This window comes from Ancylobacter terrae (assembly GCF_045108345.1).
Lineage (GTDB): Bacteria > Pseudomonadota > Alphaproteobacteria > Rhizobiales > Xanthobacteraceae > Ancylobacter.
In genome coordinates this window covers 37,404-62,171 of the sequence record NZ_JBJGXH010000001.1, presented here as the reverse complement: position 1 = coordinate 62,171, position 24,768 = coordinate 37,404, and the positions used below count along the sequence as shown (strand labels likewise).

24 protein-coding genes are annotated in these 24,768 nt (G+C 68.5%); 12 read left to right on the top strand and 12 right to left on the bottom strand.

Annotation, left to right across the window (positions count from 1 at the left end):
* The first annotated feature begins 70 nt into the window (after positions 1-70).
* The 3 genes from ACEUEL_RS00290 to ACEUEL_RS00280 all read left to right on the top strand — a co-directional run bounded on the left by ACEUEL_RS00290 (position 71) and on the right by ACEUEL_RS00280 (position 2,853).
* Complete coding sequence (locus ACEUEL_RS00290; RefSeq protein WP_405700962.1) at positions 71-559, top strand: MarR family winged helix-turn-helix transcriptional regulator; 489 nt, start codon at positions 71-73, stop codon at positions 557-559.
* Positions 560-894: 335 nt separating this feature from the next.
* Positions 895-1,830 (top strand): DMT family transporter, encoded by a 936-nt coding sequence (locus ACEUEL_RS00285; RefSeq protein ID WP_405706489.1) that lies wholly within the window; start codon positions 895-897, stop codon positions 1,828-1,830.
* A 48-nt stretch (positions 1,831-1,878) separates the two neighbouring features.
* Positions 1,879-2,853, top strand: a complete 975-nt coding sequence (locus tag ACEUEL_RS00280) for a 2-hydroxyacid dehydrogenase (RefSeq protein WP_405700960.1) — start codon at positions 1,879-1,881, stop codon at positions 2,851-2,853.
* A 257-nt stretch (positions 2,854-3,110) separates the two neighbouring features.
* Here ACEUEL_RS00280 and ACEUEL_RS00275 read toward each other — a convergent pair whose 3' ends face one another.
* From ACEUEL_RS00275 to ACEUEL_RS00265, 3 genes are all read right to left on the bottom strand, one after another.
* Positions 3,111-4,019 (bottom strand): sugar kinase, encoded by a 909-nt coding sequence (locus tag ACEUEL_RS00275; protein ID WP_405700959.1) that lies wholly within the window; start codon positions 4,017-4,019, stop codon positions 3,111-3,113.
* Between the two features lie 127 nt (positions 4,020-4,146).
* A complete protein-coding gene (locus ACEUEL_RS00270) occupies positions 4,147-4,695 on the bottom strand; it encodes a lysozyme inhibitor LprI family protein (RefSeq protein ID WP_405700956.1) in 549 nt (182 codons plus the stop codon).
* A complete protein-coding gene (locus ACEUEL_RS00265) occupies positions 4,692-5,888 on the bottom strand; it encodes a pyridoxal phosphate-dependent aminotransferase (RefSeq protein ID WP_405700953.1) in 1,197 nt (398 codons plus the stop codon). The genes ACEUEL_RS00270 and ACEUEL_RS00265 overlap by 4 nt, the downstream gene beginning before the upstream one ends.
* Before the next feature lie 117 nt (positions 5,889-6,005).
* On the opposite strand from ACEUEL_RS00265, the gene ACEUEL_RS00260 reads away from it, so the two are divergent.
* The 3 genes from ACEUEL_RS00260 to radC all read left to right on the top strand — a co-directional run bounded on the left by ACEUEL_RS00260 (position 6,006) and on the right by radC (position 8,864).
* Complete coding sequence (locus ACEUEL_RS00260) at positions 6,006-7,184, top strand: GNAT family N-acetyltransferase (protein ID WP_405700952.1); 1,179 nt, start codon at positions 6,006-6,008, stop codon at positions 7,182-7,184.
* 76 nt (positions 7,185-7,260) lie between these two features.
* Entirely contained in the window at positions 7,261-8,091 is an 831-nt protein-coding gene (gene map / locus ACEUEL_RS00255) for a type I methionyl aminopeptidase (RefSeq protein WP_405706486.1), read from the top strand.
* Positions 8,092-8,138: 47 nt separating this feature from the next.
* Positions 8,139-8,864: a RadC family protein gene (radC, locus tag ACEUEL_RS00250; protein WP_454892291.1), complete on the top strand. Its 726-nt coding sequence runs from the start codon at positions 8,139-8,141 to the stop codon at positions 8,862-8,864.
* Between the two features lie 46 nt (positions 8,865-8,910).
* Here the strand turns inward: radC and ACEUEL_RS00245 are convergent, their stop codons facing one another.
* The 3 genes from ACEUEL_RS00245 to ACEUEL_RS00235 all read right to left on the bottom strand — a co-directional run bounded on the left by ACEUEL_RS00245 (position 8,911) and on the right by ACEUEL_RS00235 (position 10,529).
* On the bottom strand, positions 8,911-9,279 hold the full coding sequence (locus ACEUEL_RS00245) for a hypothetical protein (protein WP_405700947.1): 369 nt from the start codon (positions 9,277-9,279) through the stop codon (positions 8,911-8,913).
* A 108-nt stretch (positions 9,280-9,387) separates the two neighbouring features.
* A complete protein-coding gene (locus ACEUEL_RS00240; RefSeq protein WP_405700945.1) occupies positions 9,388-9,753 on the bottom strand; it encodes a VOC family protein in 366 nt (121 codons plus the stop codon).
* Positions 9,754-9,797: 44 nt separating this feature from the next.
* The gene (locus ACEUEL_RS00235; protein WP_405700944.1) at positions 9,798-10,529 is read right to left on the bottom strand and encodes an AprI/Inh family metalloprotease inhibitor; all 732 of its coding nucleotides are present in this window, start codon (positions 10,527-10,529) and stop codon (positions 9,798-9,800) included.
* Between the two features lie 250 nt (positions 10,530-10,779).
* Between ACEUEL_RS00235 and ACEUEL_RS00230 the strand changes: the two genes are divergently transcribed.
* Positions 10,780-11,667: a cation diffusion facilitator family transporter gene (locus ACEUEL_RS00230; RefSeq protein ID WP_405700943.1), complete on the top strand. Its 888-nt coding sequence runs from the start codon at positions 10,780-10,782 to the stop codon at positions 11,665-11,667.
* A gap of 21 nt (positions 11,668-11,688) precedes the next feature.
* On the opposite strand, the gene ACEUEL_RS00225 is transcribed toward ACEUEL_RS00230, so the two are convergent.
* Positions 11,689-12,912, bottom strand: coding sequence for a lytic murein transglycosylase (locus ACEUEL_RS00225; protein ID WP_405700941.1), 1,224 nt, complete (start codon positions 12,910-12,912; stop codon positions 11,689-11,691).
* 169 nt (positions 12,913-13,081) lie between these two features.
* Between ACEUEL_RS00225 and blaOXA the strand changes: the two genes are divergently transcribed.
* Both blaOXA and ACEUEL_RS00215 read left to right on the top strand, forming a co-directional pair.
* Positions 13,082-13,924: a class D beta-lactamase gene (gene blaOXA, locus ACEUEL_RS00220; protein WP_405700938.1), complete on the top strand. Its 843-nt coding sequence runs from the start codon at positions 13,082-13,084 to the stop codon at positions 13,922-13,924.
* A gap of 85 nt (positions 13,925-14,009) precedes the next feature.
* Positions 14,010-14,438 (top strand): NUDIX hydrolase, encoded by a 429-nt coding sequence (locus tag ACEUEL_RS00215; protein WP_405700937.1) that lies wholly within the window; start codon positions 14,010-14,012, stop codon positions 14,436-14,438.
* Between the two features lie 98 nt (positions 14,439-14,536).
* On the opposite strand, the gene oxlT is transcribed toward ACEUEL_RS00215, so the two are convergent.
* Entirely contained in the window at positions 14,537-15,778 is a 1,242-nt protein-coding gene (gene oxlT / locus ACEUEL_RS00210; protein WP_405706483.1) for an oxalate/formate MFS antiporter, read from the bottom strand.
* Positions 15,779-16,590: 812 nt separating this feature from the next.
* On the opposite strand from oxlT, the gene ACEUEL_RS00205 reads away from it, so the two are divergent.
* Positions 16,591-17,292, top strand: coding sequence for a GntR family transcriptional regulator (locus ACEUEL_RS00205; protein WP_405700934.1), 702 nt, complete (start codon positions 16,591-16,593; stop codon positions 17,290-17,292).
* 114 nt (positions 17,293-17,406) lie between these two features.
* Here the strand turns inward: ACEUEL_RS00205 and frc (ACEUEL_RS00200) are convergent, their stop codons facing one another.
* The 3 genes from frc (ACEUEL_RS00200) to ACEUEL_RS00190 form a co-directional block, all read right to left on the bottom strand.
* A complete protein-coding gene (gene frc, locus ACEUEL_RS00200; protein ID WP_405700931.1) occupies positions 17,407-18,735 on the bottom strand; it encodes a formyl-CoA transferase in 1,329 nt (442 codons plus the stop codon).
* Positions 18,736-18,892: 157 nt separating this feature from the next.
* A complete protein-coding gene (oxc, locus tag ACEUEL_RS00195; RefSeq protein WP_405700930.1) occupies positions 18,893-20,632 on the bottom strand; it encodes an oxalyl-CoA decarboxylase in 1,740 nt (579 codons plus the stop codon).
* Between the two features lie 42 nt (positions 20,633-20,674).
* A complete protein-coding gene (locus ACEUEL_RS00190; protein ID WP_405700929.1) occupies positions 20,675-21,397 on the bottom strand; it encodes a GntR family transcriptional regulator in 723 nt (240 codons plus the stop codon).
* A 255-nt stretch (positions 21,398-21,652) separates the two neighbouring features.
* Between ACEUEL_RS00190 and ACEUEL_RS00185 the strand changes: the two genes are divergently transcribed.
* Positions 21,653-22,063, top strand: coding sequence for a PAS domain-containing protein (locus tag ACEUEL_RS00185; RefSeq protein WP_405700927.1), 411 nt, complete (start codon positions 21,653-21,655; stop codon positions 22,061-22,063).
* A 115-nt stretch (positions 22,064-22,178) separates the two neighbouring features.
* Positions 22,179-23,429 (top strand): formyl-CoA transferase, encoded by a 1,251-nt coding sequence (gene frc, locus ACEUEL_RS00180; RefSeq protein ID WP_405700926.1) that lies wholly within the window; start codon positions 22,179-22,181, stop codon positions 23,427-23,429.
* A gap of 408 nt (positions 23,430-23,837) precedes the next feature.
* On the opposite strand, the gene ACEUEL_RS00175 is transcribed toward frc (ACEUEL_RS00180), so the two are convergent.
* Positions 23,838-24,656 (bottom strand): IclR family transcriptional regulator, encoded by an 819-nt coding sequence (locus tag ACEUEL_RS00175; RefSeq protein ID WP_405700923.1) that lies wholly within the window; start codon positions 24,654-24,656, stop codon positions 23,838-23,840.
* Positions 24,657-24,768: the final 112 nt, after the last annotated feature.

The window sequence follows — 24,768 nt, the reverse complement described above, 5'->3', positions numbered from 1 at the left end:
CGCAGGCGTTTGCCGTCATCGTCCGCAGCGTCCGGCGACCGGCTTCAAGTTGTCGCCAGGAGGGCCCGCGATGAAGGACGGCTTCGGCAAGAGCATCGGCCACCGGCTGAACCATGCCGCGCGGCTGCAACGGGCGCTGGCGGCGCGACGGCTGGTCGAGCTCGGCCTGTTCCCGGGTCAGGAGACGGTGCTGAAGCTGCTCGCCGAGAACGACGGGCGCACCATGACCGAGCTCGCCGCCGCGCTGAGGGTCCGCGCGCCCACCGCCTCCAAGACGGTCGGCCGGCTCTCCGCGCAGGGCCTGCTCGAACGGCGCGCGGGCGATGCCGACGGGCGCCTCGTCCGGGTCTACCTCTCGGAGGAAGGCCGGGCACGGGCCGGCGCCATCGACGCGATCTGGGACGCCATCGAGGATGCCGCGGTGGAGGGCCTCGACGGCAAGGACAAGCGCCGCCTGCGCAAGCTGCTGCGCAAGGTGGAACGCAACCTCGCCGCCCGGCTCGGTACCGCCGAGGAGCCGGAAGAGGACGAGGCCGAGGCGGCCGACGAGCCGGCCTGATCGCCTCCCCCGAGAGACTGTTTGGAAAACTCTTCACCGCGCCGTCATCCGGCCGGACCCGCCGGCGAAGAGCCGGGATCGTTCACCCGGATACCCACGCGATCCGCGACGCGATCCCGGATACGGCCTCCGGCCGTTCCGGGATGACGCGTGTGGCGGGCTTTCCAGACCGGCCCCGATCCCCCTGCGCCCCCGCCCGGCCAGCCCCACGCGGCGCGCATATCGCTGCGGCACGCCCCGCGCCGGCCGCGCCTCGCCGACGCAGACGGGATGTTCTATAGAAGGACCCCGGTCGGCCCCTGGTGCGGCCGCAGCCGAGTGCCCCCGCCGTGAACATGCGCCCGAGCGACGTCGCCCCCCGCCCCCTCGCCAGCGGGCCGACGCCCGACACCCGCCTTGCCGGCATCGCCTTCATGTGCGCCGCGCCGATCCTGCTGTCGATGGTGGACGCCACCGCGAAGTGGCTCGGCCAGCATGTCGACCCGCTGCTGGTGATGTGGGCGCGCTACGCCGGCAATTTCGTCTTCGCCTGCTTCTTCATCAATCCGTGGCGCACGCCAAGCGTCTGGCGCACCCGCCGTCCCGTGCTGCAGATCGTCCGCGGCCTGCTGCTGGTGTTCTGCACGATCGCCAACTTCGTGGCGCTGCAATACGTCCAGCTCGACCAGATGGTCGCGATCGTCTTCTCGATGCCGTTCTTCGTCGCGCTGATGGCCGGCCCGCTCCTGGGCGAGACCATCGGCTGGCGGCGCTGGGCCGCGATCCTCGTGGGTTTCGCCGGCGTCATCGTGGTCGCCCATCCGACCGCCGGCATCCACCCGGCGCTGCTGCTGGTGCTGGCCGGCGCGGTCTCCTACGCCTTCTATGCGGTGACGACCCGGCTGCTGGCGGCGACCGATTCCACCGAGACCACCATGTTCTATGCCGCCGCCGTCGGCCTCGTGGTAAGCAGCGTGCCGCTGCCCCTCGTCTGGGTGGTGCCGCAGGACCCGCTGGTGCTGGGCAATCTGGTGATGGTCGGCATCTACGGCTTCGTCGGCCACCTGTTGCTCGTGCTCGCCCATCGCCGTGCCCCGGCCGGCGTGCTGGCGCCCTTCGTCTACACCCAGATCGTCTGGGCGACGCTGTGGGGCTATCTCGCCTTCGACCAGCTGCCGACGCTGTGGACCAGCGCCGGCGCCGCCATCGTGATCGCCTCCGGGCTCTATCTGATCAACCGCGAGCGGATCGACCGGGCCGAGCGGGCGCTCGACGCGACGCTTGCCGATTGACGCGGGACGCGCCGCGCGGTCAGGCTCGAGGGCACAGGGAGTGACGCCATGAGCGCAGAAAAGATCGAGATTCTCCAGACCGGCCCGATGATGGCGATGATCGAGGCGCAGCTGCGCGCGCATTTCACCGTGCACCGGCTGGATGCCGAGGGGGCGGAGGCGATGCTGGCCGAAGCGGCCCCTCGCATCCGCGCCATCGCCACCGGGGTCGGCGCCGGTAAGCGCGGCGTCGATGCGGATCTCCTCGCCCTTCTCCCCCATGTCGAGTTCGTCTCTAATTTCGGCGTCGGCTATGACACGGTGAATGTCGCGGAGGCGGCCAAGCGCGGCATCATCGTCACCAACACGCCGGGCGTGCTCGACGACGAGGTCGCCGACCTCGCCGTGGCGCTGACGTTGATGACCGTGCGCCAGCTGCCGCAGGCCGAGCAGCACGTGCGGCAGGGCCGGTGGCCGCAGGGCGCCTTCCCGCTCACCGCCTCGCTGCGCGACCGCTCGATCGGCATCGCCGGCATGGGACGGATCGGCCAGGCCATCGCCCGCCGCTTCGAGGGGTTCGGGCGCCCGATCGCCTATCACACCCGCCGGCCCGTCCCCGGGCTGGCCTATCGCCACTATGCCTCGCTGATCGAGCTCGCCCGCGACGTCGACGTGCTCGTGGTGATCGTCCCCGGCGGCGCGGCGACCCGGCACATGATCAACGCCGAGGTGCTGGCGGCGCTGGGGCCGCGCGGCATCCTGATCAATGTCGCGCGCGGCTCGGTCGTCGACGAGGAGGCGCTGATCGCGGCGCTCACGGACGGCACCATCGAGGCCGCCGGGCTCGACGTCTTCGCCCATGAGCCGCACGTGCCGCCGGCGCTGCTCGCGCTCGACAACGCCGTGCTGCTGCCGCACGTCGCCTCGGCGACGACGCTGACCCGCAACGCCATGGGGCAGCTGGTGGTGGACAACCTGCTTGCCTGGGCAGCCGGCCGCCCGCCGCTCACCCCGGTGCCCGAGACGCCGGTGAAGGCACGGTAAGGATCAACCGCCCCGCCCCGACATCTCCCGCCTGATCGTCATGGCCGGGCTCGTCCCGGCCATCCACGTCTTCACTTTCGCTGCGCCAGATTCACTTGCCCGCGCCACGCCTGTCATCCCGGAACGGCCGTCAGACCGTATCCGGGATCGGGCCGAGGATAGGCCTGCAAACGATCCCGGCTCTCCGCTTCGCTGCGGCCGGGATGACCGGGACCAGGCCGACCTGAGGCGGATCAGCCCTCGAATGGCAGCAGCCCTCAGGCGTTCATCTCGCGCGGCAGGATGGCGCCGCGGTGCCGGATGACGCGCCCGGCGAGGCGGTGGCCGGCCTCCGCCGCCGCCTCCGGTGCGGCGCCCGCGATCCGCGCGGCGAGATAGGCGGCGTTGAAGCTGTCGCCGGCCGCCGTGGTGTCGACCGGCTCGACCGGCTCGGGGATCGGCACGAGATAGGATTTGCCCTGGTGGCTGACCAGCGCGCCGCCGGCGCCGTTCTTCACCACCACCTCCTGCACGCCGAAGGTGGCGAGCCGCTCGGCGGTGGCGGCCGGCGAGGCGTCGCCCCACAGGCTCGCCTCGTCGTCGAAGGTGGGCAGCGCGATGGTCGCGCGCTTCAGCGCCTCGGCGAACAGCGTACGGGCGCGGGCGAGGTCGCCACCCCAGCCGCGCGGACGGAAATTGCCGTCGAACACCACCTTCGCCCCGCGTTCGCGGGCAAATTCCAGCGTCGCCAGCAGCCGTCCCAGTCCCTGGTTGGAATAGAGCGAGAGGGTGATCCCCGAGAGATAGACCACCCCCGATTCCACCACCTGCTCGGCGATCTGCTCCCAGCCCGGCAGCTCGAACAGCTCGCGCGCCGGCGCCGTGTCGCGCCAGTAGTTGAAGGTGCGCTCGCCGCGCGCGTCGGTGTCGATGACGTAGAGGCCGGGCATGCGCCCCGCGACGCGCATCATCGCCCGGGTCGAGAGACCCTCGCCTTCCGCCGCCGCGACGATGCTCGAGGAATAGGGGTCGTCGCCGAGCGCAGTGGCATAGCCGGTCTCGACGCCGGCACGGGAGAGATAGACGGCGGTGTTGAACGTGTCGCCGCCGCAGCCGAGGCCGTAGCGCCCGTCGGCACCGCGCGCGAACTCGACCATGACTTCGCCGATCGACATGACTTTGGGCATGGACGGTCCTTCCGTGATCGGCGCGCGGCTCATGGGTGCGGCGCGCGCGGCAAGGGGCGGGAGCGATCGTCCCGCAGGCTGCCGACGCGGGTATCACTCCCGGCACGGCGCGGCAACCTCGCGGCGCTCAGCGCGGCAGGTCGATGATCCGCGTGGCGGCCGGCGCCGGGGCGGGCGCGGCGGGGGCAGGCGGTGGCGGTTCGGCATAGACGAAGCCGGGCGGTGCGGGATAGCGGCGCTCCAGCGCATTCGCGCGCTGGTCGTTGAGCTCGACCAGGCAAACGAGGCGCTGCTCCAGCGCACCGGTGCCGCCGATCCGCCCGCCCACCGACTTGCCGCCGCCCTCGCCCTCATAGGGCGCCAGACTCTGGCACTCGAAATTGCGCCAGAGCACGAAGCGGCCCTGCGATTCCTCCATCAGGTTGGCCCAGCGCGCCCGCTGCGGCGGCGCGGCGGCCTCGGTCGCGCGGATGGCCGCGAGCGTGCCGGCGAGCACCCGGTCGAGCCGCCGCTCACCTTCACCCTGGAGCTTGGCGAGACAGTCGAGCCGCTCGCGCGGATTGGCCTGCGGCCGGCGGCACGTCTCCACCGACCCGCCCGCTGGCGGCGCCTGTTGTGCGCGGGCGGGCGCCGCGACCAGCGCGGCGAGGATCAGCGCCCGCGCGGCCGCCCTCATGCGGCCCGCCGTCCCTCGAGGAAGCCGCCCATCCGGTGCAGCGCCTTCTCGATGTTCGCCGGCGAGGCGGCATAGGAGAGCCGGATATAGCCCTCGCCGTGCACGCCGAAATCCGGCCCGCCGATGGTCGCGACGCCGGCCTCTTCCAGCAGCGCCGAGGCGAGCTTCTTCGCCGAGGCCCAGTCCGTGCCGCTGATGTTGGGAAAGGCGTAGAAGGCGCCCTTCGGCACGATGCACGACACGCCCGGCAGCCGGTTCAGCCCCTCGACCACCAGATGACGGCGGCGGTCGAACTCGGCCACCATCTCGGCGACGCAATCCTGCGGACCGGTGAGCGCGGCGAGCGCGCCGAACTGCGCCGGCGCGTTGACGCAGGACCACGCATTCACCGCGAGCTTGCGCACGCGCTCATAGAGACTGTCCGGCCACAGCGACCAGCCGAGCCGCCAGCCGGTCATGGCGTAGGTCTTCGACCAGCCGTTCAGCAGGATCAGCCGGTCGCGAATCTCGGGATAGGCGAGCAGCGTGGCATGCTTCTCGCCGTCGAACAGGAACTGGTCGTAGATCTCGTCGGAGAGGATGGCGACGTGGGGATGGGCGGCGAGCCCCGCCACCAGCGCGTCGACCTCGGCCTTCGGCGTCACGCCACCGGTGGGATTGGCCGGCGAGTTGAGGATGAGAAGGCGGGTGCGCGGGGTGATCAGCGCCAGCGTCTCGGCCGCCGAGAAGGCGAAGCCGTTCGCCTCGCGGATCGGCACCGGGATCGGGGTCGCGCCGGTGAACTCGATCATCGAGCGATAGATGGGGAAGCCCGGATCGGGATAGAGGATCTCCGCCCCCGGCTCGCCGAACATCAGGATGGCCGCGAACATGGTGATCTTGCCGCCCGGCACGATGATCACCTTGCCGGGGTCGATCTCGGTCGAAAAGCGCCGGTGGACATCCGCCGCCACCGCCTCGCGCAGGGGGGCGATGCCGACGGAGGGCGTGTAGCCGTGCTGGCCGTCGCGCAGCGCCTTGATCGCGGCCTCGACGATGTGCGCCGGCGTCGAAAAATCCGGCTGGCCGATCCCGAGATTGACGATGTCCCGCCCCTGCCCGGCGAGCTCGGTGGCGCGCGCCAGCACGGCGAAGGCGTTTTCCTCGCCGATGCGGTCGAAGGCGGCGATCGGCTGGAGGGCGGAAATCGGCATGGGGAATCCTCGTTTTTGCGCTGCCGGCGCAAAAAGCGGCCGCAGGCGCTTGTCGTTTTCCGATTCCTGTCACATGCACGGGCCGGCAGACAAGTGCGGTGAGCGGGGATGACCATCATGACCGACACGGGGCTGGACAGCGCGGCGGTGCCGCTCGGGCGCATCGTCGACGCCCATCCCGCCCCCGCGCCCGCCCGCATTCCCCTGGAAGGGCGCCATGTGCGCATCGTGCCCTTCGAGGTCGAGGCCCATGCCGCCGATCTCTACGCGCTCTCGCACGGCGACGACCGCGAGGCGCTCTGGGCCTATCTCGGCGCCGCGCCCTTCGAGAATCTCGCCGCCTTCACCGATTATTATGCCGCCGCCCAGGCCAAGGCCGATCCGCTGCTCTTCGCCATCCTCGACAAGGCGAGCGGGCGCGCCGTCGGCCACGCCACCTATATGCGCATCGACCGGCCGAACCGGGTGATCGAGGTCGGCAACATCCTCTACACCGCCGCGCTCGCCCGCACGCCCGGCGGCACCGAGGCGATGTACCTGATGGCCCGGCACATCTTCGAGGAACTCGGCTACCGCCGTTACGAGTGGAAGTGCAACGCGCTCAACGCCCCCTCGCGGCGGGCGGCGCTGCGCTACGGCTTCACCTTCGAGGGCATCTTCCGCGACCACATGATCATCAAGGGCCATAACCGCGACACCGCCTGGTTCTCCATGCTGGAGGGCGAATGGCCGCAGCGGGCGCTCGCCTTCGAGGCCTGGCTGGCGCCGGAGAATTTCGACGCGGCCGGCCGGCAGCTCACCGGCCTCGCCGCGTTCAACGCACCTGAACTCTCGGCGGGAGGGCTCGACCTGCGCCGCGCCCGCGCCGAGGACATCCCCGCCCTCGTCGACCTGCAGCAGGGCGCCTATGCCCGCAACCGCGCGCTGCTCGGCGTCGAGCCGATCCCGCTGCAATGGGACTATACTCGCGTGCTGCGCGGCAACGAGGTGTGGGTCGCGGGCGAGGCCGACGCGCTCGAGGCGGCGCTGATTCTGGCGCCGCGCGCGGACGACCTGCTGATCGAGAGCATCGCCGTCGCGCCGGGACGGCAGGGCAGCGGGCTCGGCAACGCCCTGCTCGCCGCCGCCGATGCGCGCGCCCGCGCGCTCGCCCGGCCGGTGCTGCGGCTCTATACCGGCGAGAGGCTGGAGGCCAACCTGCAATGGTATCGCCGGCGCGGCTTCGCCACCGAGCGCGTCGAGCAGCGCCCCGACCGGCGCGTCGTGCACATGGCGCGCCCGCTCGCCGAGGGATGAGCCCCGCGCGAGGTTTCCTTGCGCCCACCGGCAGATCGCTTACATTCCCGAAGGATCGATCTCGGGACGAATGATGATGAGTTACGTGGAAGCGGCGGGCGCGCCGCTGCGCAAGACCGGCCATATCAAGCTGCACGGGCCGGAGGGCTTCGCCGGCATGCGGCGCGCCGGCCGACTGGCCGCCGAGGCGCTCGACCTCGTGCACGAGATGGTCGGCCCCGGCGTCACCACCGAGGCGATCGACAAGCTGGTGTTCGACTTCGCGATGGATCATGGCGCCCTGCCCGCCACGCTGATGTATCGCGGCTACCGCAAATCGACCTGCACCTCGATCAATCATGTCGTCTGCCACGGCATCCCCAACGACAAGCCGCTGCGCGAGGGCGACATCGTCAATGTCGACGTCACGCTGATCCTCGATGGCTGGCACGGCGATTCCTCGCGCATGTACCCGATCGGCGCCATCCCGCGCCGGGCGGAGCGGCTGATCGACGTGACCTATGAATCGATGATGCTCGGCATCGCCGCGATCCGCCCCGGCGGGCATGTCGGCGATATCGGCGCGGCTATTCAGGAATTCGTCGAGCCCTTCCATATGAGCGTAGTGCGCGACTTCTGCGGCCATGGCCTCGGCCAGCTGTTCCACGACGAGCCCAACGTCGTGCATGTCGGCCGGCGCGGCGACGGCCCGGAACTGCTGCCGGGCATGATCTTCACGGTAGAGCCGATGATCAATCTCGGCCGCCCCCATGTGAAGGTGCTGTCGGACGGCTGGACGGCCGTGACGCGCGACCGCTCGCTCTCCGCCCAGTTCGAGCACGCCGTCGGCGTCACCGAGACCGGCGTCGAGATCTTCACCGTCTCGCCCAAGGGCTATCACCGGCCGGTATTCGGCACCGAGGCATGAGCCGGCGCGGGCTCGAAGAAGGCCCGCCGGGGGAAGGCGCCCGACCGGTGGACGCCGGGTCCACGCCCGATGCTGCGCCCGCGGGCCTCAGCGAGGAGCCCGCGCCGCATTTCCTCGGCCATCGCGAGCGGTTGCGCGATCGCTTCCGCAAGGCGGGCGCCGATGCCCTGCCCGATTATGAACTGCTGGAACTGGTGCTGTTCCGCGCCGTGCCGCGGGCCGACGTCAAGCCGCTCGCCAAGCAGCTCGTCGCCCATTTCGGCTCCTTCGCCGAGGTGATCGCCGCGAGCCCGACCCGCCTGCGCGAGGTGAAGGGTGTCGGCGAGGCGATCATCACCGAGTTCAAGCTCATCGCCGCCGCCGCCGAACGGGTGACCCGCGGCAAGCTGCGCGCCCGGCCCGTCCTGTCCTCGTGGAGCGCGGTGATCGAGCATTGCCGCGCCGCCATGGCCTTTGCCGATCACGAGCAGTTCCGCGTGCTGTTCCTCGACAAGCGCAACCAGCTGATCGCCGACGAGGTGCAGCAGCGCGGCACGGTGGACCACACGCCGGTCTATCCGCGCGAGCTGGTCAAGCGCGCACTGGAACTCGCCGCGAGCGCGGTGATCCTCGTGCACAACCACCCGAGCGGCGACCCGACGCCCTCGCATGCCGACATCCAGATGACCAAGACCATCGTCGACATCGCCAAGCCGCTCGGCATCGAGGTGCACGACCACATCATCGTCGGCAAGGACGGCCACGCCAGCCTCAAGGCGCTGCGGCTGATGTGAGGGAGCGGCGGAGCAACCTCTTCCATGGGGCTCAGCCTCAGGATCGTCAGTCGCGGATCACCTTAGCTTCAGTAACGACACCAGATTGAGATAGACTCACTACCAGCCACTCGGAGTCTATGGAAATTAAGCCGCGCTCATAGCCGAGGTGATACACGAGATCATAGTCAGTGAACTTATCGGTGGGCGGTGGCGGCCCGAGTTTCGCCAAAACCTCATCACGGCGCAACCCTACCAAAGCGCTTGTCATCACGAGCCAGTCTGCCATGCGATGACGTTTAGAGAAGCGGTCGTGGGGATCATAATCTTCAGCGTGCCACCAATCCTGCACAAAAGGGAATGGCACGCTGATGATCACGTAAACCGTGAATAGGAGGGTAATTAATACAGATAAAATTAGACAAAATTTCTTCATATCAGTAACTTACTGTAGAAATTATCAAATTTTTACTACTAAAAATTTTGCACATGGCTGACGTATTCCGAATCTATAGGTTCACGACCTAGTCGCCCTGCGCCCGGCCTACCCTTCTTCCCGCGCCACCCAGACCGCCAGTTCGTTGCCGCCCGGCTCGCGGAAATGGAAGCGGCGCCCGCCCGGAAAGTCGAACTGCGGGCGGGTGATGACGCCGCCCGCCGCGATCACCCGCCATTCGGCCTGATCGAGGTCGTCCGTGCGCACCACGGCGAGCGGTGCGGCGACGCGCTCGGGCGCCTGGTCGATGCCGCCATCGATGCCCGCGCCCTCGAGCCCGTCATAGTCGGGGCCGTAGCTGACTGTTCCCCAGCCGAAGGCGGCCCGGAAGAAGGCGCTGCTGGCGGCGCGGTTCAGGCTGGGGAATTCGATGTAGTCGATCCGGTCCGCCATCGCGCCCTCCATGTTCTTCATATGTTCTATACGGCAATCACGCTGGGACGCAACCCCGCCCGACGTTACGGCCGCGACAGGAACAGCGGCCGCGAGCCGGCGGGCACCTTCGCCCACCCGCCTTCGTCCTGCCCCGCGAAGCGCAGCGTGTCGCCATTGGCGGCGGCGACGACGAGGTCGCCGCGCTCGAGCCGCCAGCGGTCGGGGGCGAAGCGCACGATGGAGGCGTCGCAGCCGGGCCGCAGTTCCAGCCGGAAGCTGCCGTCCGGCGCCGGCGCGTCGGTCAGGTTGAACAGGCACACCGGCTTGCCGTCCGCGGCGCGGGCGACATTCCACTCGCCGACCATGTCGGCCGGCTGGGCCTGGTCGGTCGGATCGCCGATCGCGGGATTGGTGAGGAAATAGACCCCGTCACCCTCGCGCAGCGCCTCCCAGGTGCCCCCCACCCCTTCGGTGAACTCGGCGATGAGGCGCCCCTGTGTCCCCATCAGCCGGATCGAATCGCCGGGCCCGGGCGTCCAGCCGGCGAGGCCGCCGGTAAACGGGATGGCCTCGACGCAGGCCGCCTTGTCGAAGCCCACCGCATAGCTCTGCACGCCCGCGTCGGGCTTCAGCGCATCGGCCCTGAGCGTCAGCGCGCAGGTGCGGTCGCCATCGGCATTGGCGAGCTGGTAGGCGGCGGCGAGCGCGCTGACCACCGCCGCATCCGCCTTTTCCTGCGCCGCGAGCGGCGGGGAGGCGAGAAGAAGGGCCGCGAGGGCGGCAATGCGGAGGACAGGCAGGTGAATCGGGTCCATGGCGCGCGTCCCATCCGAGATGGTGGCACGCTAGAGCAATTTGCGCCGGAGCGGGAGCCGGTTCCGCGCGCGACGGCCGCGCGCCGGATGCCGCATGGCCCTGCCCAGTGGCCCCGCGGACGGACGCTCCGAGAGGCTGCAAACGCTTCTGCGAACGAGTTTCAAACCGTTGCGGCAGCTTGATTTTTCCGCGCGCCACCCGTAATGGGCGCGAGCGGCGCGGCGGTGCGCCTTCGAGATAGGCGCCCTCATGAACCGGTCCCTGAAGCTCGCCATCGGCAGTGTCGTCGTCGGCTGCGTGGTGCTCGCGCTGAAATACCTCGCCTATCGGATGACCGGCTCGGTTGCGCTCTATTCGGATGCGCTGGAGAGCATCGTCAACGTCGCCACCTCGCTCGCCGCCGTCGTCGCCATCTATATGAGTTCGAAGCCCGCCGACGCGATCCACCCCTATGGCTATGCCAAGGCGGAGTATTTCTCGGCGGTGCTGGAGGGCGTGCTGATCGTCGTCGCCGCGCTCTCGATCTTCCGTGAGGCCTATTTCGCCTTTCTCGAGCCGCGCATGATCGATGCGCCCTGGCGCGGCATTCTGGTGAATGCCGGCGCGGGCGTGCTGAACGGGCTGTGGTGCGCCGTTCTGCTGCGCGAGGGCCGGCGCATGCGCTCGCCGGCGCTGGTGGCGGACGGCAAGCACCTGTTGACCGACGTGGTCTCCTCCGCCGGCGTTCTGGTCGGCGTGACGCTCGCCGCAGTGACCGGCTGGCACGTGCTCGACCCGGCGCTCGCCGCGCTGGTCGCGCTGAACATCATCTGGGCCGGCTGGAACCTGATGAAGGAGAGCCTCGGCGGGCTGATGGACCGGGCGGTGCCCGACGACATCCTGACCCGCATCCGCACCCAGATCGCGCGCGAGGCGATCGGCGCGATCGAGGCGCATGACGTGCGCACCCGTCAGGCCGGGCGGATGACCTTCGTCGACTTCCACCTCGTCGTGCCCGGCGAGATGCCGGTGCGCGAGGCGCACGCCATCTGCGACCGCATCGAGGATGCGCTGCGCAGCGAGGTCGATGACATCCTCATCAACATCCACGTCGAGCCGGAGGGAAAGGCCAAGCACGCCGGCATTCCGGTGCTGTAGACGTCGGCACGGCGCGCGCCGTCATCCCCCGGCCTTCAGCTTCCCGAGCAGTTCCGCCGTTGGCCAGGAGTCGGCCGGCAGGCCGAGCCGCTGCTGTTCCGCCTTGACCGCCGCCCGTGTCGCCGCGCCGAGCTTGCCGTCGACCCCGCCGACATGATGGCCGCGGGCGTTGAGAATGCGCTGCAGTTCGGTGACCTGCGCGGTGGACAGCACCGGGATGGCCTTTCCCTGCCCGCGGGAGAACGGCCCCGCGCCGTTGATGCGGGCGGCGAGGAAGGCGGCGCTGGTGGCGTAGACCAGCGACTGGTTCCACTGCGTGAAGATGTCGAAGTTCGGATAGGCCAGGAAGGCCGGCCCGTTGCGCCCCATCGGCAGCAGCAGCGAGGCGGTGAGCCCGTCAGCCGGCAGCGCCGCGCCATCCGCCCGGCTCACGCCCCAGCGCGCCCATTGCGAACGCGGCAGCTTGATCGAGAGGTCCGCCTGGTCCCAGGGCAGGTTGGCCGGCACCCGCACCTCCTCGAGCCAGGGCTGGCCGCGCTTCCAGCCGAGGTTGAGGATGTAGTTGGCGGCGGAGGCGAGCGCGTCGGGCTGGCTGCGGATGAGGTCGACGCGGCCGTCACCGTCGAAGTCTACGCCGTAGTTGAGATAATGGTCGGGCAGGAACTGGAAGGCGCCGAGTTCCCCCGCCCACGGCCCGCGCATGGTCTGGGGGGTGAGGTCGCCGCGGTCGATGATCTTGAGCGCCGCCATCAGCTGGGTGCGGAACATCTCCGGCCGACGGCAATCATAGGCGAGCGTCGCCACCGAGCGCAGCGTCGACTTGTCGCCCATATTGGCGCCGAAGTCGGTCTCCAGCGCCCAGAAGGCGACGATGACCGGCGCCGGCACGCCGTATTTCTGCTCGATGCGATCGAACAGCGCGCGGTTCTTCGCGATCAGCGCACGGCCCTGGTCGATCCGGTATTTGGCGACCATGCGGTCGGCGAATTGCAGGAAGGACTGGTTGAACACGCCCTGCCCGCGATCGGCGCCGACGACGCTGGAATCATAGGTCAGCCCGTCGAGCGCGGCGCTCAGCGTGCGCTGGGAGACGCCCTGCGCCGCCGCCTCCTGCCGGAACTGAGCGAGGAAGGCGGGGAATCCGGCCGCTTTCTTGCCGCAGCTCTGCGCCGCGGCGGCACCGGAGAGCAGGAGCAGGCCCGCCAGCCCCGCCGACAGCCGCGCCGCAATTGCCGATACCCGCATCCGCCTCTCCCTCATGCCTGCCCCCTGCTGATTCAGCCGTTCATGAGGCGCAAGCAATACGGCAATCCGGCGGTGGATGGCCATGCGCGGCGCAAAAAGCCGCCGCGGATTAGCCGGTATCGGCGGGAAAGAAGAGCGGCCCGCCTCTTCCGCCCGCTGAGGAGATTCCATGGACGCCCGCTCTATCGCCCATCCCACCCGCCGCGAGGTGCTGGCCGGGATGGTTGGCCTCGCCGCCGCGCCGCTGCTCCCCGCGCGGCCGTCCGTCGCCGCCGCGATCCCCGCCATCACGCTCATCCGCGACGCCGCGAACGGCAAGGAACTGCATGCCAGCGGCGACATCCGGCGCCGCCTGCCGCCGGCCTCGAGCTTCAAGGTGCCGCTGGCGGTGATGGGTTACGACGCCGGCATCCTCGTGGATACCACCACCCCCGCATGGCCTTACAAGCCGGAATATGACGCCCCCGAAAGGGTGCGCAAGACGGTCGACCCGACCATCTGGGAGCGCGATTCCGTGGTGTGGTATTCGCAGGAACTTACCCGCCGCCTCGGCGCCGAGCGCTTCGCCGACTATGTGAAGCGCTTCGACTACGGCAATGCCGACGTCTCCGGCGATCCCGGAAAGAACAACGGCCTGACCCGCGCCTGGCTCGGCTCGTCGCTGCTGATCTCGGCCGAGGAACAGGTCGCCTTCCTGCGCCGGCTGGTGGACGGCACCCTGCCCGTCTCGACCATCGCGCAGGAGAAGGCCCGCGCCATCATCCCCGCCTTCCCGGCGGGCGAGGGCTGGAGCGTGCGCGGCAAGACCGGCAGCGTCGACCTGCGCGACGCCTCCGGCAGGCGCGACCCGAACCGACCGATCGGCTGGTTCGTCGGCTGGGCCGAGGGCACGGACGGACGCCGCGTCGTCTTCGCCCGCGCCCTGCTGGGCAACAAGCCGCCCGAACTCGGGCTGGGGCTCGATGCGCGCGAGAGCCTCCTCAAGGACCTTCCCGGCCTGCTGGCGGGCTGAGCCGTGGCGGGCCGGCGAAACGACCTGTCGGCGGCAACCGAATCCGCCTAGAAGCGGGAGCGACGCCACAGGCCGGGAATCTGCCATGTCCGTCCGCCCGATACCCGCCGTTCTCGCCGTCGTCGTGCGGGAGGAGAGCGTGCTGCTGGTGCGCCGCGCCAATCCGCCCGACCAGGGCCGCTGGGGTTTCCCCGGTGGCCGCATTGAGCCGGGGGAGGCTCACCTCGATGCCGCCCTGCGTGAACTCGCCGAGGAGACCGGCATCGCCGCCGAAGCGCCCCGGCTGCTGACCGTGCTGGACTTCATCGAGCACGACCGCGAGCGTCAACTCGCCCACCACTTCGCGATGATCACGGTGCTGTGCCGCTGGATCGCCGGCGAGGGCGAGGCGGCCGACGATGCGCTGGAGACGGGCTGGTTCGGCCGGGCCGCGATCGCCGGGCTTGGCGCGGGTGCCAGCGACAAGGTCGACCACATCGCCCACCTCGCCCTCGCGATCGGCGCGAAGGCCTGACCCCCGCCGCATCGGGCCGTTTCCCGCCGCAGCGTACCCGTCAAACGAAATGCGGGCCCCGAAGGGCCCGCATCGCGATCAGTCTTGGATCGGAAGGATCAGGCGTGGGCCGTGGCCGCGCGCTTCTCGTCCACCGGCGCCGTGTCCGGATTGGCGAGGCCCGACTTGGCCACGTGGGCGGACAGCACCCGCGGCAGCAGCGTCACCGCGAGGAAGGCGGCGAAAAGGTCCATGGCGGCGACGGTGTAGAGAACCGTGGACCAGGTGCCGGTCGCTTCCATCAGCAGGTTGCCGACGGGGACGAACAGCGCGCCGATGCCCTTGGCGCAGTACAGCACGCCGTAGATCTTGCCGATGTGCTTGGTGCCGAAGGCATCGCCCGCCAGCGCCGAGAACAGCGAGTAGACTTCACCCCAGGCCAGGAACACGACGCCCGACAGGATCAGGAACGCCCAGGGATTGTGGCCGAAATAGCCGAGCGCGATGATGCCGAGACCTTCGAGGGTGAAGGCGATCACCATGGTCTTCTCACGGCCGATGTGGTCGGAGATCCAGCCGAACAGCGGACGCGAGATGCCGTTCATGACGCGGTCGAGCATCAGCGCGAGCGGCAGGGCGGCCATGGTGAAGAAGTACAGGTTGACCTTGAACTCCTTGACGCCGAGGTCCTGCGCGATGACGCCGAGCTGGGCGACCGCCATCATGCCGCCGGTGACGACGCAGGTGAACATGAGCAGCATCAGCCAGAACAGCTTGGTGTTCAGCGCTTCCTTGAGCGTGTAGTCGCGGCGGCTCTGCGAGAGCTTGTCGGAGGCCCGCACCTCGCCCACCTTCGGCGAGCGCAGGAACCAGGCGGCCAGGAAGGCGAGGCCGCCCTGGAGCAGGCCGAAGAAGAAGAAGGTCTGCTGGAAGCCGGCCGTCTCGATCATGGACGCGATCGGCAGGATGGTGAGGGCCGAGCCCGCACCGAAGCCGCCCGCGGTGAGGCCGACGGCGAGGCCGCGACGATCCGGGAACCACTTGAGCGCGTTGTTGATGCAGGTGGCGTAGATGCAGCCCACGCCGATGCCGCCGACGGCCGCGCCGACATAGAAGCCGATCAGGCTGGTGGCCTGCGAATTGAGCATCCAGGCCGTGCCGATCATCAGTGCGCCGAAGGCGACCATGATGCGCGGGCCGAGCTTGTCGATGAAGTAGCCTTCGATCGGCGCGAGCCAGGTCTGCACCAGCACGAAGATGGTGAAGGCGATCTGGATCGAGGCGCGATCCCAGCCGAAGGTCGACTGGATCTCCGGGACGAACAGCGTCCAGGCGTACTGGATGTTGGCCGTGGCCACCATGCAGACCACGCCGACGACCAGCTGCAGCCAGCGGCGGCTTTCCGAAAAGTCCTGTCCCGGCCCCAGGGCCGCGGGGGTAATCCTAGTCGTGCTCAAGGGCGTTCTCCTCATCGAATGTGCGCAGCGCGGGTCGGCTTTTTGTTGCGGCTCGCCCTCGGGGACGACGCCGGAAGGTCCGGATGCGCGCGGCGCACACGATCCTGATCGGCGCCGCTGTCGACGCCGTTGTTTTTCCTACGGTGCTCAGGTGCCCGCCCCTCGGTTTCGTCCAGGGGCATTGGACCGACCCATCTCACGCAGTCTATTACACAATATTATGTATGCCAACTGCTTTTTCGAGGACGAACGCCCGGCCCACCAGCCAGATCGCGGCGCGTTATTTATGTATTTGCGTCGTCAATATTGATCATGTTGCGGTATGACTTGGTACTAATCTCAGAAAATCAAAAAGAAATCGGCAATATTCGTTGTTACACGCAAACGTGATCGTGATTGTTACGGAAGGCACATTCGGCGAATTGGAACGTTTCGACTTTTCGTATCGTCAACCTCTCCGCACGTTTACTTAGCGTCGCTTACGACTTTCGGCGAATGTTCTCGCCATCGCCTGCGCCATCCCGCCGCAGGTCATCGAACGCCTCGCGTGGGCGCTAGCCCGAAAGGAGCATCCTGTCCGTGTGCGTGGCACCATTTTCCTCCGTGGCAACGGCGCTGGTATCCAGTATGCTACTGTGGAATCGGCACTATCGCGGCACGCCCCAACCCCGGCCGGGCCGCGCAAGAGGCAACCGACACAGGTCGAGGAAACATTCGTGGACGCCACCGACACCCAGGTGAGGCTGAACATCTCGCCGCTCGCGGCGAACACCAGCCTGCGCACGCTCGCCTATGAGGCGATCAAGAAAGCCATCACCGAGATGGACATGTACGGTCAGGACGGCGACATCCGTCTCGACGAGCGCCAGCTCTCGCAGGATCTCGGCGTCAGCCGCACGCCGATCCGCGAGGCGCTGACCGTGCTGGAGCAGGAAGGCTTCGTGCGCGCCGTGCCCCGGCGGGGCATCTTCGTGGTGAGGAAGTCGAAGGCCGAGATCATCGACATGATCACCGTCTGGGCCGCGCTGGAGAGCATGGCCGCGCGCCTTGCCTGCTCGCGCGCCAGCGACGCCCAGCTCGCCAGCCTGCGCGCCATGTTCCACGATTTCGACGCCGAAGCGCCCACCGGGCACATGAACGAGTACTCGGACGCCAATATCCGCTTCCACCAGACGGTCATCCAGCTCGGCGGCTGCGCAATGATCGCGGAGATGACCGAGAACCTGTTCATCCACATCCGCGGCATCCGCGCGGTCTCGATCCGCCAGGAAAACCGCGCCGAGCGCTCGCTGCAGGAGCATCGCGCCATCATCGCCGCGCTGCTGGCGCGCGACGCCGACCTCGCCGAGAAGCTGGTGCGCGAGCACACGCTGGGCCTTGCCGCCCATGTCGAGAAGCACGGCAAGTTCCCGAGCTGAGCAGTCCTACTTTGGCAGGCGCGCCTCGCGCCGGCGGCCAATGCAGAACGGCCGGACGCTGGGCGCCCGGCCGTTCCTCGTTTCAGTTCCCGCTCGGACGGGACGCTTGCGACCTCATTCCGCGGCGATGGCCTGCGGCGGCGCGCCGATGGCGCCGGATTGGCGGATCTCGGCGATGCTGCCGTCGTCGAGCCCGAGCACCTCGGCGAGGATCTCCTCGGTGTGCTCGCCGAGCAGCGGCGAGGGGCCGACCGCGACGTTGTTGTCGGACAGCTTGATCGGGTTGCCGACGGTCAGGTACGAGCCGCGCACCGGATGCTCGACCTCGACCAGCGTGCCGGTCGCATAGAGCGAGCGGTCCTCCGCGATCTCCTTCATGGACAGGATCGGGCCGCAGGGGATGTCGTAATTGTTGAGGATCTCCATCGCCTCGAACTTGGTGTGGGCCATGGTCCACGCCTCGATGCGGGTGAATATCTCGTTGAGATGCGGCAGGCGCGCGGCCGGCGTCGCGTAATTCGGGTCGGTCTTCCAGTCGGGCTCGTGGATGACGTCGCAGATCTTCTCCCAGACCGGGGCCTGGGTGATGAAGTAGATATAGGCGTTGGGATCCTGCTCCCAGCCCTTGCATTTCAGGATGCGGCCGGGCTGGCCGCCGCCGGAATCGTTGCCCGCGCGCGGCACCGCGTCGCCGAACGGCACGCCCTCGCCGAACTGGGAATACTCGCGCAGCGGACCGCGCTGCAGGCGCTGCTGGTCGCGCAGCTTGACGCGGCACAGGTTCAGCACGGCGTCCTGCATGGCGCAGAGCACCTTCTGCCCGCGCCCGGTCAGCGTGCGCTGGTAGAGCGCGGTGACGATACCGAGCGCGAGATGCAGGCCGGTGCCGGAATCGCCGATCTGGGACCCGGTCACCATCGGCAGGCCGTCGCGGAAGCCGGTGGTCGAGGCCGAGCCGCCGGTGCACTGCGCGACGTTCTCATAGACCTTGCAGTCCTCGAACGGGCCGGGACCGAAGCCCTTGACGGACGCGAGGATGATGCGCGGGTTGATCTCCTGGATACGCTCCCAGGTGAAGCCCATGCGGTCGAGCGCGCCCGGCGCGAAGTTCTCGACCATCACGTCGCACACCTTGATCAGCTCCTCGAGGACCTTCTTGCCCCGGGCGTTCTTGGTGTCGAGCGTGATCGAACGCTTGTTCGAATTTAGCATGGTGAAGTAGAGGCTGTCGGCCCCGGGCACGTCGCGCAGCTGCGCGCGCGTCACGTCGCCCTCACCCGGCCGCTCCACCTTGATGACGTCCGCACCGAACCAGGCCAGCAGCTGGGTGCAGGTCGGACCGGACTGAACATGGGTGAAATCGAGGATGCGGACACCGTCGAGCGCCTTGCCGGCCCCGAGCGCCTCACCGCCGACGGACGTATCGATGCCTGTCGTGCTCATGCGTTCCCTCTCGTCGTTCGTGCGACGTCGTCTCTGGTATTTTTTATATTATACTATGGTCGTAGCGTCTTGCGCAGCAACCAGCACCACAGACGTGTGACAAATCATCCCTCTCCGTGCCCCGACACTTGCCGCCGGGGCACGGAAAGGCCTCAGATCACTTCTTCTTCTTGACGACGCTCTGCGGATTGAGGCTGCCGATATTGCCGCTCTCCGAGCCGGCGGCCGGATCGATCACCGCATTGATGAGCGTCGGCTTACCGGAATCCATCGCCGCGTCGACGGCGCGCTTCAGCTCGTCGGGGGTGGTGACATGCACGCCCACGCCGCCGAAGGCCTCCATCATCTTGTCGTAGCGGGCGTCCGTCACGAACACCGTCGTCGCCGGATCGCGCCCGGTGGGGTCGACGTCGGTGCCGCGATAGATGCCGTTGTTGTTGAAGATCACGATGCAGACCGGCAGGTTGTACCGGCAGATCGTCTCCACCTCCATGCCGGAGAAGCCGAAGGCCGAGTCGCCCTCGACCGCCAGCACCGGCTTGCCGCTCTCGACCGCGGCAGCGATCGCGAAGCCCATGCCGATGCCCATCACGCCCCAGGTGCCGACATCGAGACGCTTGCGCGGCTGGTACATGTCGATCACGCCGCGGGCGAGGTCGAGCGTGTTGGCGCCCTCGTTGACGAGGATAGCGTCCGGACGCTCCTTGATCACCTGCTTGAGCGCGCCCAGCGCCGAGTGGAAGTCCATCGGCGTGGAGTTCTTGAGCAGACGCTGGGACATCTTGGCGATGTTGGCGTCCTTGCGGGCGTTGATCTTGTCGGTCCACTCGACCGGCGGCTTCGACCAGCCCTTGGCGATGCCGGCGTTCAGCGCGGCGATGCAGGAGCCGATGTCGCCGACGAGCGGCGCCGCGATCTCGACGTTCGAGTCCATTTCCTTGGGCTCGATGTCGATCTGGATGAACTTCTGCGTGCCGGGCTCGCCCCAGGTCTTGCCCTTGCCGTGCGAGAGCAGCCAGTTGAGGCGGGCGCCGACCAGCAGCACCACGTCGGCTTCCTTCAGCGCCAGCGAGCGGGCCGCGCCGGCCGCGAGCGGATGGGTGTCGGGCAGCAGGCCCTTGGCCATGCTCATCGGAATGTAGGGGATGCCGCTGGTCTCGACGAAGCTCTTGATCTCCTCGTCGGCCTGCGCGTAGGCGGCGCCCTTGCCGAGGATGACCAGCGGGCGCTTGGCGCCCTTCAGCAGGTCGAGAGCGCGGGCAACCGCGGTCGGAGCCGGGATCTGCGCGGGCGCCGCGTCGATCACCTTGACCAGCGAGCGGGCGCCTTCGGCCGCGTCCATCACCTGGCCGAACAGCTTGGCCGGCAGGTCGAGATAGACGCCGCCCGGACGGCCGGAAACCGCCGCGCGGATGGCGCGGGCGACGCCGATGCCGATGTCCGCCGCGTGCAGCACGCGGAACGCCGCCTTGCAGAGCGGCTTGGCGATGGCGAGCTGGTCCATCTCCTCATAGTCGCCCTGCTGCAGGTCGACGATCTCGCGCTCGGAGGAGCCCGAGATGAGGATCATCGGGAAGCAGTTGGTCGTCGCGTTGGCGAGCGCGGTGAGACCGTTGAGGAAGCCCGGCGCCGAAACGGTGAGGCAGATGCCCGGTTTCTTGGTCATGAAGCCGGCGATCGCCGCCGCATTGCCGGCGTTCTGCTCGTGGCGGAAGGAGATGACACGGATGCCCTCCTCCTGCGCCATGCGCCCGAAGTCCGTGATCGGAATGCCGGGGACACCGTAGATGGTGTCGACGCCGTTGAGTTTGAGCGCGTCGATGATCAGGTGGAAGCCGTCGGTCAGCTCCTGCTCCACCTCGGTCGGCGCTTCGATGATCTGTGCTACTGCGGACATCCCGTATTCCCTCCCAACATTCCTTCGGCGGTTTATGCCGTCTTAATCGAGGTCGACATGGCTTCTGACATGCGCGGCCAGCCTCAGCGTATGGTCCCGCACCAGACGCTCGGCCCTGTCGGCATCACGCGCCTCCAGGGCCTCGATGATCTCGAGATGGTCGGCCGCCGAACGCTGCGCCCGGTCCATCTCGAAAATCGTGCGATGGCGGATCGCCCTCACATGGAGGAACAGGTTTTCCGTCATCGCCGCGAGCAGTCTCGAGCCGCTCAGACGGATCAGCGCCTGGTGGAAGGCGATATTCGCGCTGGAATATTCGTCACACCGCTCGCGCTCGATCCGCTTGAAGTCGAACTCCTTGAAATAGGCCCTCAGTTCGGCGATCGCCTCGTCGCTCGCGCGCTGCGTCGCCAGCCGCGCCGCCATGCTCTCGAGCGCCGCCCAGGCCTCGATCATCTCGATGATCTCGACCTTGGTACGGCGCACCACCAGAATGCCGCGGCGGGGAACGGCGCGCAGCAGGCCCTCCTGCTCCAGCATCGCCACCGCCTCGCGGATCGGCGTCCGGCTGGCCCCGAGACGCTCCGAAAGGTCGCGTTCGTCGAGCAGCAGCGGCGCATCCGAGCCGTAGATGTCCATTCCGGTGATGGCCTCCTTGAGAGCCGCGTAGGCCCGGCTCTTGAAGCTCTGCTTGGCAGGCAGGCGCTCGATGGTGAGCCCCAGATCGCCATTCTGCCAGCGCTTGTTCAAGGCCGACTCGCTCACGTAACCCCCTTGGCGACCGCTCCCGGTTCCATTTCGTCAAAATTTGGCATACCAAATACCAACGTGTCAATCGGCCGGCGAGACTTTCCGTCGCACGTCGCGCGGAGGCCCTCTTGACAGCCGGGGGGATTGGCATGCCAAATACCACATCAAAGGAGCGACCGGCGGGGCGCCTCAGGGCGCGAAGAATTGCCGCAGGCGGGGAGGACGTGACGAGGCAGGATATGACGCACCGCAGCGGCAGTGCTCGGCGCCATGGCCAGTTCGATTGATTTTGCCGCCCTGGTGGCGGCGATCGGCGACGCGGTGGTCGTGTCGGACGAGAACGGCGACATCACCTACTGGAACGCGGCGGCCGAGCGGATTTTCGGGTTCGGCCCGGCGGAAGCCATGGGTCAGTCGCTGGACATCATCATTCCGGAGCGGCAGCGGGCACGGCACTGGGAAGGCTACCGCCACACCCTGCAGACCGGCGAGACCCGCTACGGCACTCAGGTGCTGCGGGTGCCGGCGTTGCACAAGGACGGCCGCACGCTGTCGATCGCCTTCACCGTGGCGCTGCTGCCCGGCGCGATCGTGGCGGTGGTGCGGGACGACACCGCCCGCTGGAACGAGGAACGCGACCTGCGCCGGCGCCTGCGGGAACTCGAGGCCGGCAAGGGCTGACGGGCCGGCAGACGAACGACATTTTCCGCCTCGTCGAGGCGGGTCACATCTCCGGTCGGGCGCCAGCGGCGCCGATCGGAAACAAGGTCAAACGCTGAAAGGGAAGTCGACGAGGATGAGCAAGCCGCTTGAAGGTATCAAGATCATCGATTTTACCCACGTTCAGGCGGGTCCGGCCTGTACCCAGTTGCTGGCCTGGTTCGGCGCCGACGTGATCAAGGTCGAGCGCCCCGGCGCGGGTGACGTGACGCGCAACCAGCTGCGCCACGTGAAGGACGCCGACGCGCTCTACTTCACCATGCTGAACTCGAACAAGCGCTCCCTCACCCTCGACACCAAGACGGCGCAGGGCAAGGAAGTGCTGACCAAGCTCATCAAAGAGTCCGACGTGATGGTCGAGAATTTCGGCCCCGGCGCGCTCGACCGCATGGGCTTCACCTGGGAGCACATCCAGTCGCTCAACCCGGGCATGATCCTCGCCTCGGTGAAGGGCTTCTCGGACGGCCACCACTACGAGGACCTGAAGGTCTACGAGAACGTCGCGCAGTGCGCGGGCGGCGCCGCCTCCACCACCGGCTTCTGGGATGGCCCGCCGACCGTGTCGGCCGCCGCGCTCGGTGACTCCAACACCGGCATGCACCTCGCCATCGGCATCCTCACGGCGCTGCACCAGAAGAACAAGACCGGCAAGGGCCAGAAGGTCGCCGTGTCGATGCAGGACTCGGTGCTGAACCTCTGCCGTGTCAAGCTGCGCGACCAGCAGCGCCTCGACGCGCTGGGCTACCTTGAGGAATATCCCCAGTACCCGCACGGCGAGTTCTCCGACGTGGTGCCGCGCGGCGGCAACGCGGGCGGCGGCGGCCAGCCGGGCTGGGTGCTGAAGTGCAAGGGCTGGGAGACCGATCCCAACGCCTACATCTACTTCACCATCCAGGGCCACGCCTGGGCGCCGATCTGCAAGGCGCTGGGCAAGCCGGAGTGGATCGACGACCCGGCCTACAACACCGCCGAGGCCCGCCAGGACAAGATCTTCGACATCTTCGCGTTCATCGAGAGCTGGCTGGCCGACAAGACCAAGTTCGAGGCGGTCGACATCCTGCGCAAGTTCGACATCCCCTGCGCGCCGGTGCTGTCGATGAAGGAGATCGCCAACGACCCGTCGCTGCGTGCGTCCGGCACCGTGGTCGAGGTGGAGCACCCCAAGCTCGGCAAGTATCTGACCGTCGGATCGCCGATCAAGTTCTCCGACCTCGAGGTGGAGGTGACCGCCTCGCCGCTGCTCGGCCAGCACACCAACGAAGTGCTCGCCGACCTCGGCTACAATCAGGAACAGATCGCCGAGATGCACGCCGCCAAGGCGGTCTGAGCACGGCCTCGAGATCCGGCGCCGCCCGTGCGGCGGCGCCGACCCTATCCTCCCGGAACGGGACGCGGCGCATGGCCTGCCCTGGCGGGTCGTGCTGAAAGCTCCGGCTCCGATTCCGTGACTGCGCCGGCGCCTTGTGCGCCGGCCTTTTTTTTGCGCGGCCCGTGGCACGCACCGCCGCCTTGCCTCAGCCGGCAAGCAGGTCGATCAGCCCCGCGCGAGACGGGCGATCCCGCCGCAGAGCCTCCTGCAGACGTGAAGCGAGGTAGGGTTGAGCGTCCTCCGCCGCGCCGTGCCGCCTCGCGCGCGGCTGTTCAAAAGCTCTTGACGTCGCAGCCCTTGATACGGCCCTGGCCGGGCGACCGCTGCGCCCCACGCGGCAGCACGTGCGAGGGCGCTTCGGTACGCCTACCGCCCCGAATAGAGCATGGTCAGACGGCGCGCCGCCTGGCGGGCCACGGCGCCGAGCGATTCGATCCGCGCCGGTTCCATCCGCACCGTCGGCGCGGAGATGGAGAGCGCGCCGACCGGCTCGCCCCATTCGTCGAGGATCGCCGCCGCCACGCAGCGCATGCCGAGCGTGTGCTCCTCGTCGTCGATGCCGAAACCGCGCACCTCGATCGCGGCGATGTCCGCCTCGAGCGCGGCGTAATCCACGTGGGTGTGGTCGGTGTAGCGCTCGAGCGGGGCGTTGCCGAGCCAGCGCAGCCGCGCCTCCGGGGCCATCGCCGCGAGGATCGCCTTGCCACCGCCCGAGGCATGGATCGGCAGCCGCCGGCCGACCCGGAAGAAGGCGCGCACCGCCGCATGCCCCTCCGCCTGCCCGACGCAGACCAGTTCCTTGCCGTCGACCATAGAGATGTTGACGGTCTCGTCGACGCTCATCGACAGTTCGCGGATCAGCGTATGGCCGACATCGGGGAGCTTGCGGATGCGCAGATAGGCCGAGCCGATGCGGAATAGGCCGAGCCCCACGACCCAGAGGCCCGTCGCGGGATCGTGGCTGACGAAGCCGCGCCGGTCGAGCGTGGCGAGCAGCCGGTGGACGGTCGAGGTCGGCAGCTCCGCCCGGCGCGCCAGCTCGCTCAGGCCCAGCCCATCGGCAGCGGCAAGCACCTCCAGCAGCGCGATCGCGCGGTCGAGCGACTGCACCTCGCCGCTGGTCTCGCCGCCGCCGCCGCTGGAAGGCCGGCCGCGCCGGCGCACGGTGGTCAGGGCATCGCTCATGTCGGTCTCGCAATCTGGGGGTGGCAGGACGGCGATCTCAACCGCCGGCCGGTCGCGTCGGCACCACTAAAACCCCAACCGCATTTTTTCGCAAACCAGAAATAAATCTCAT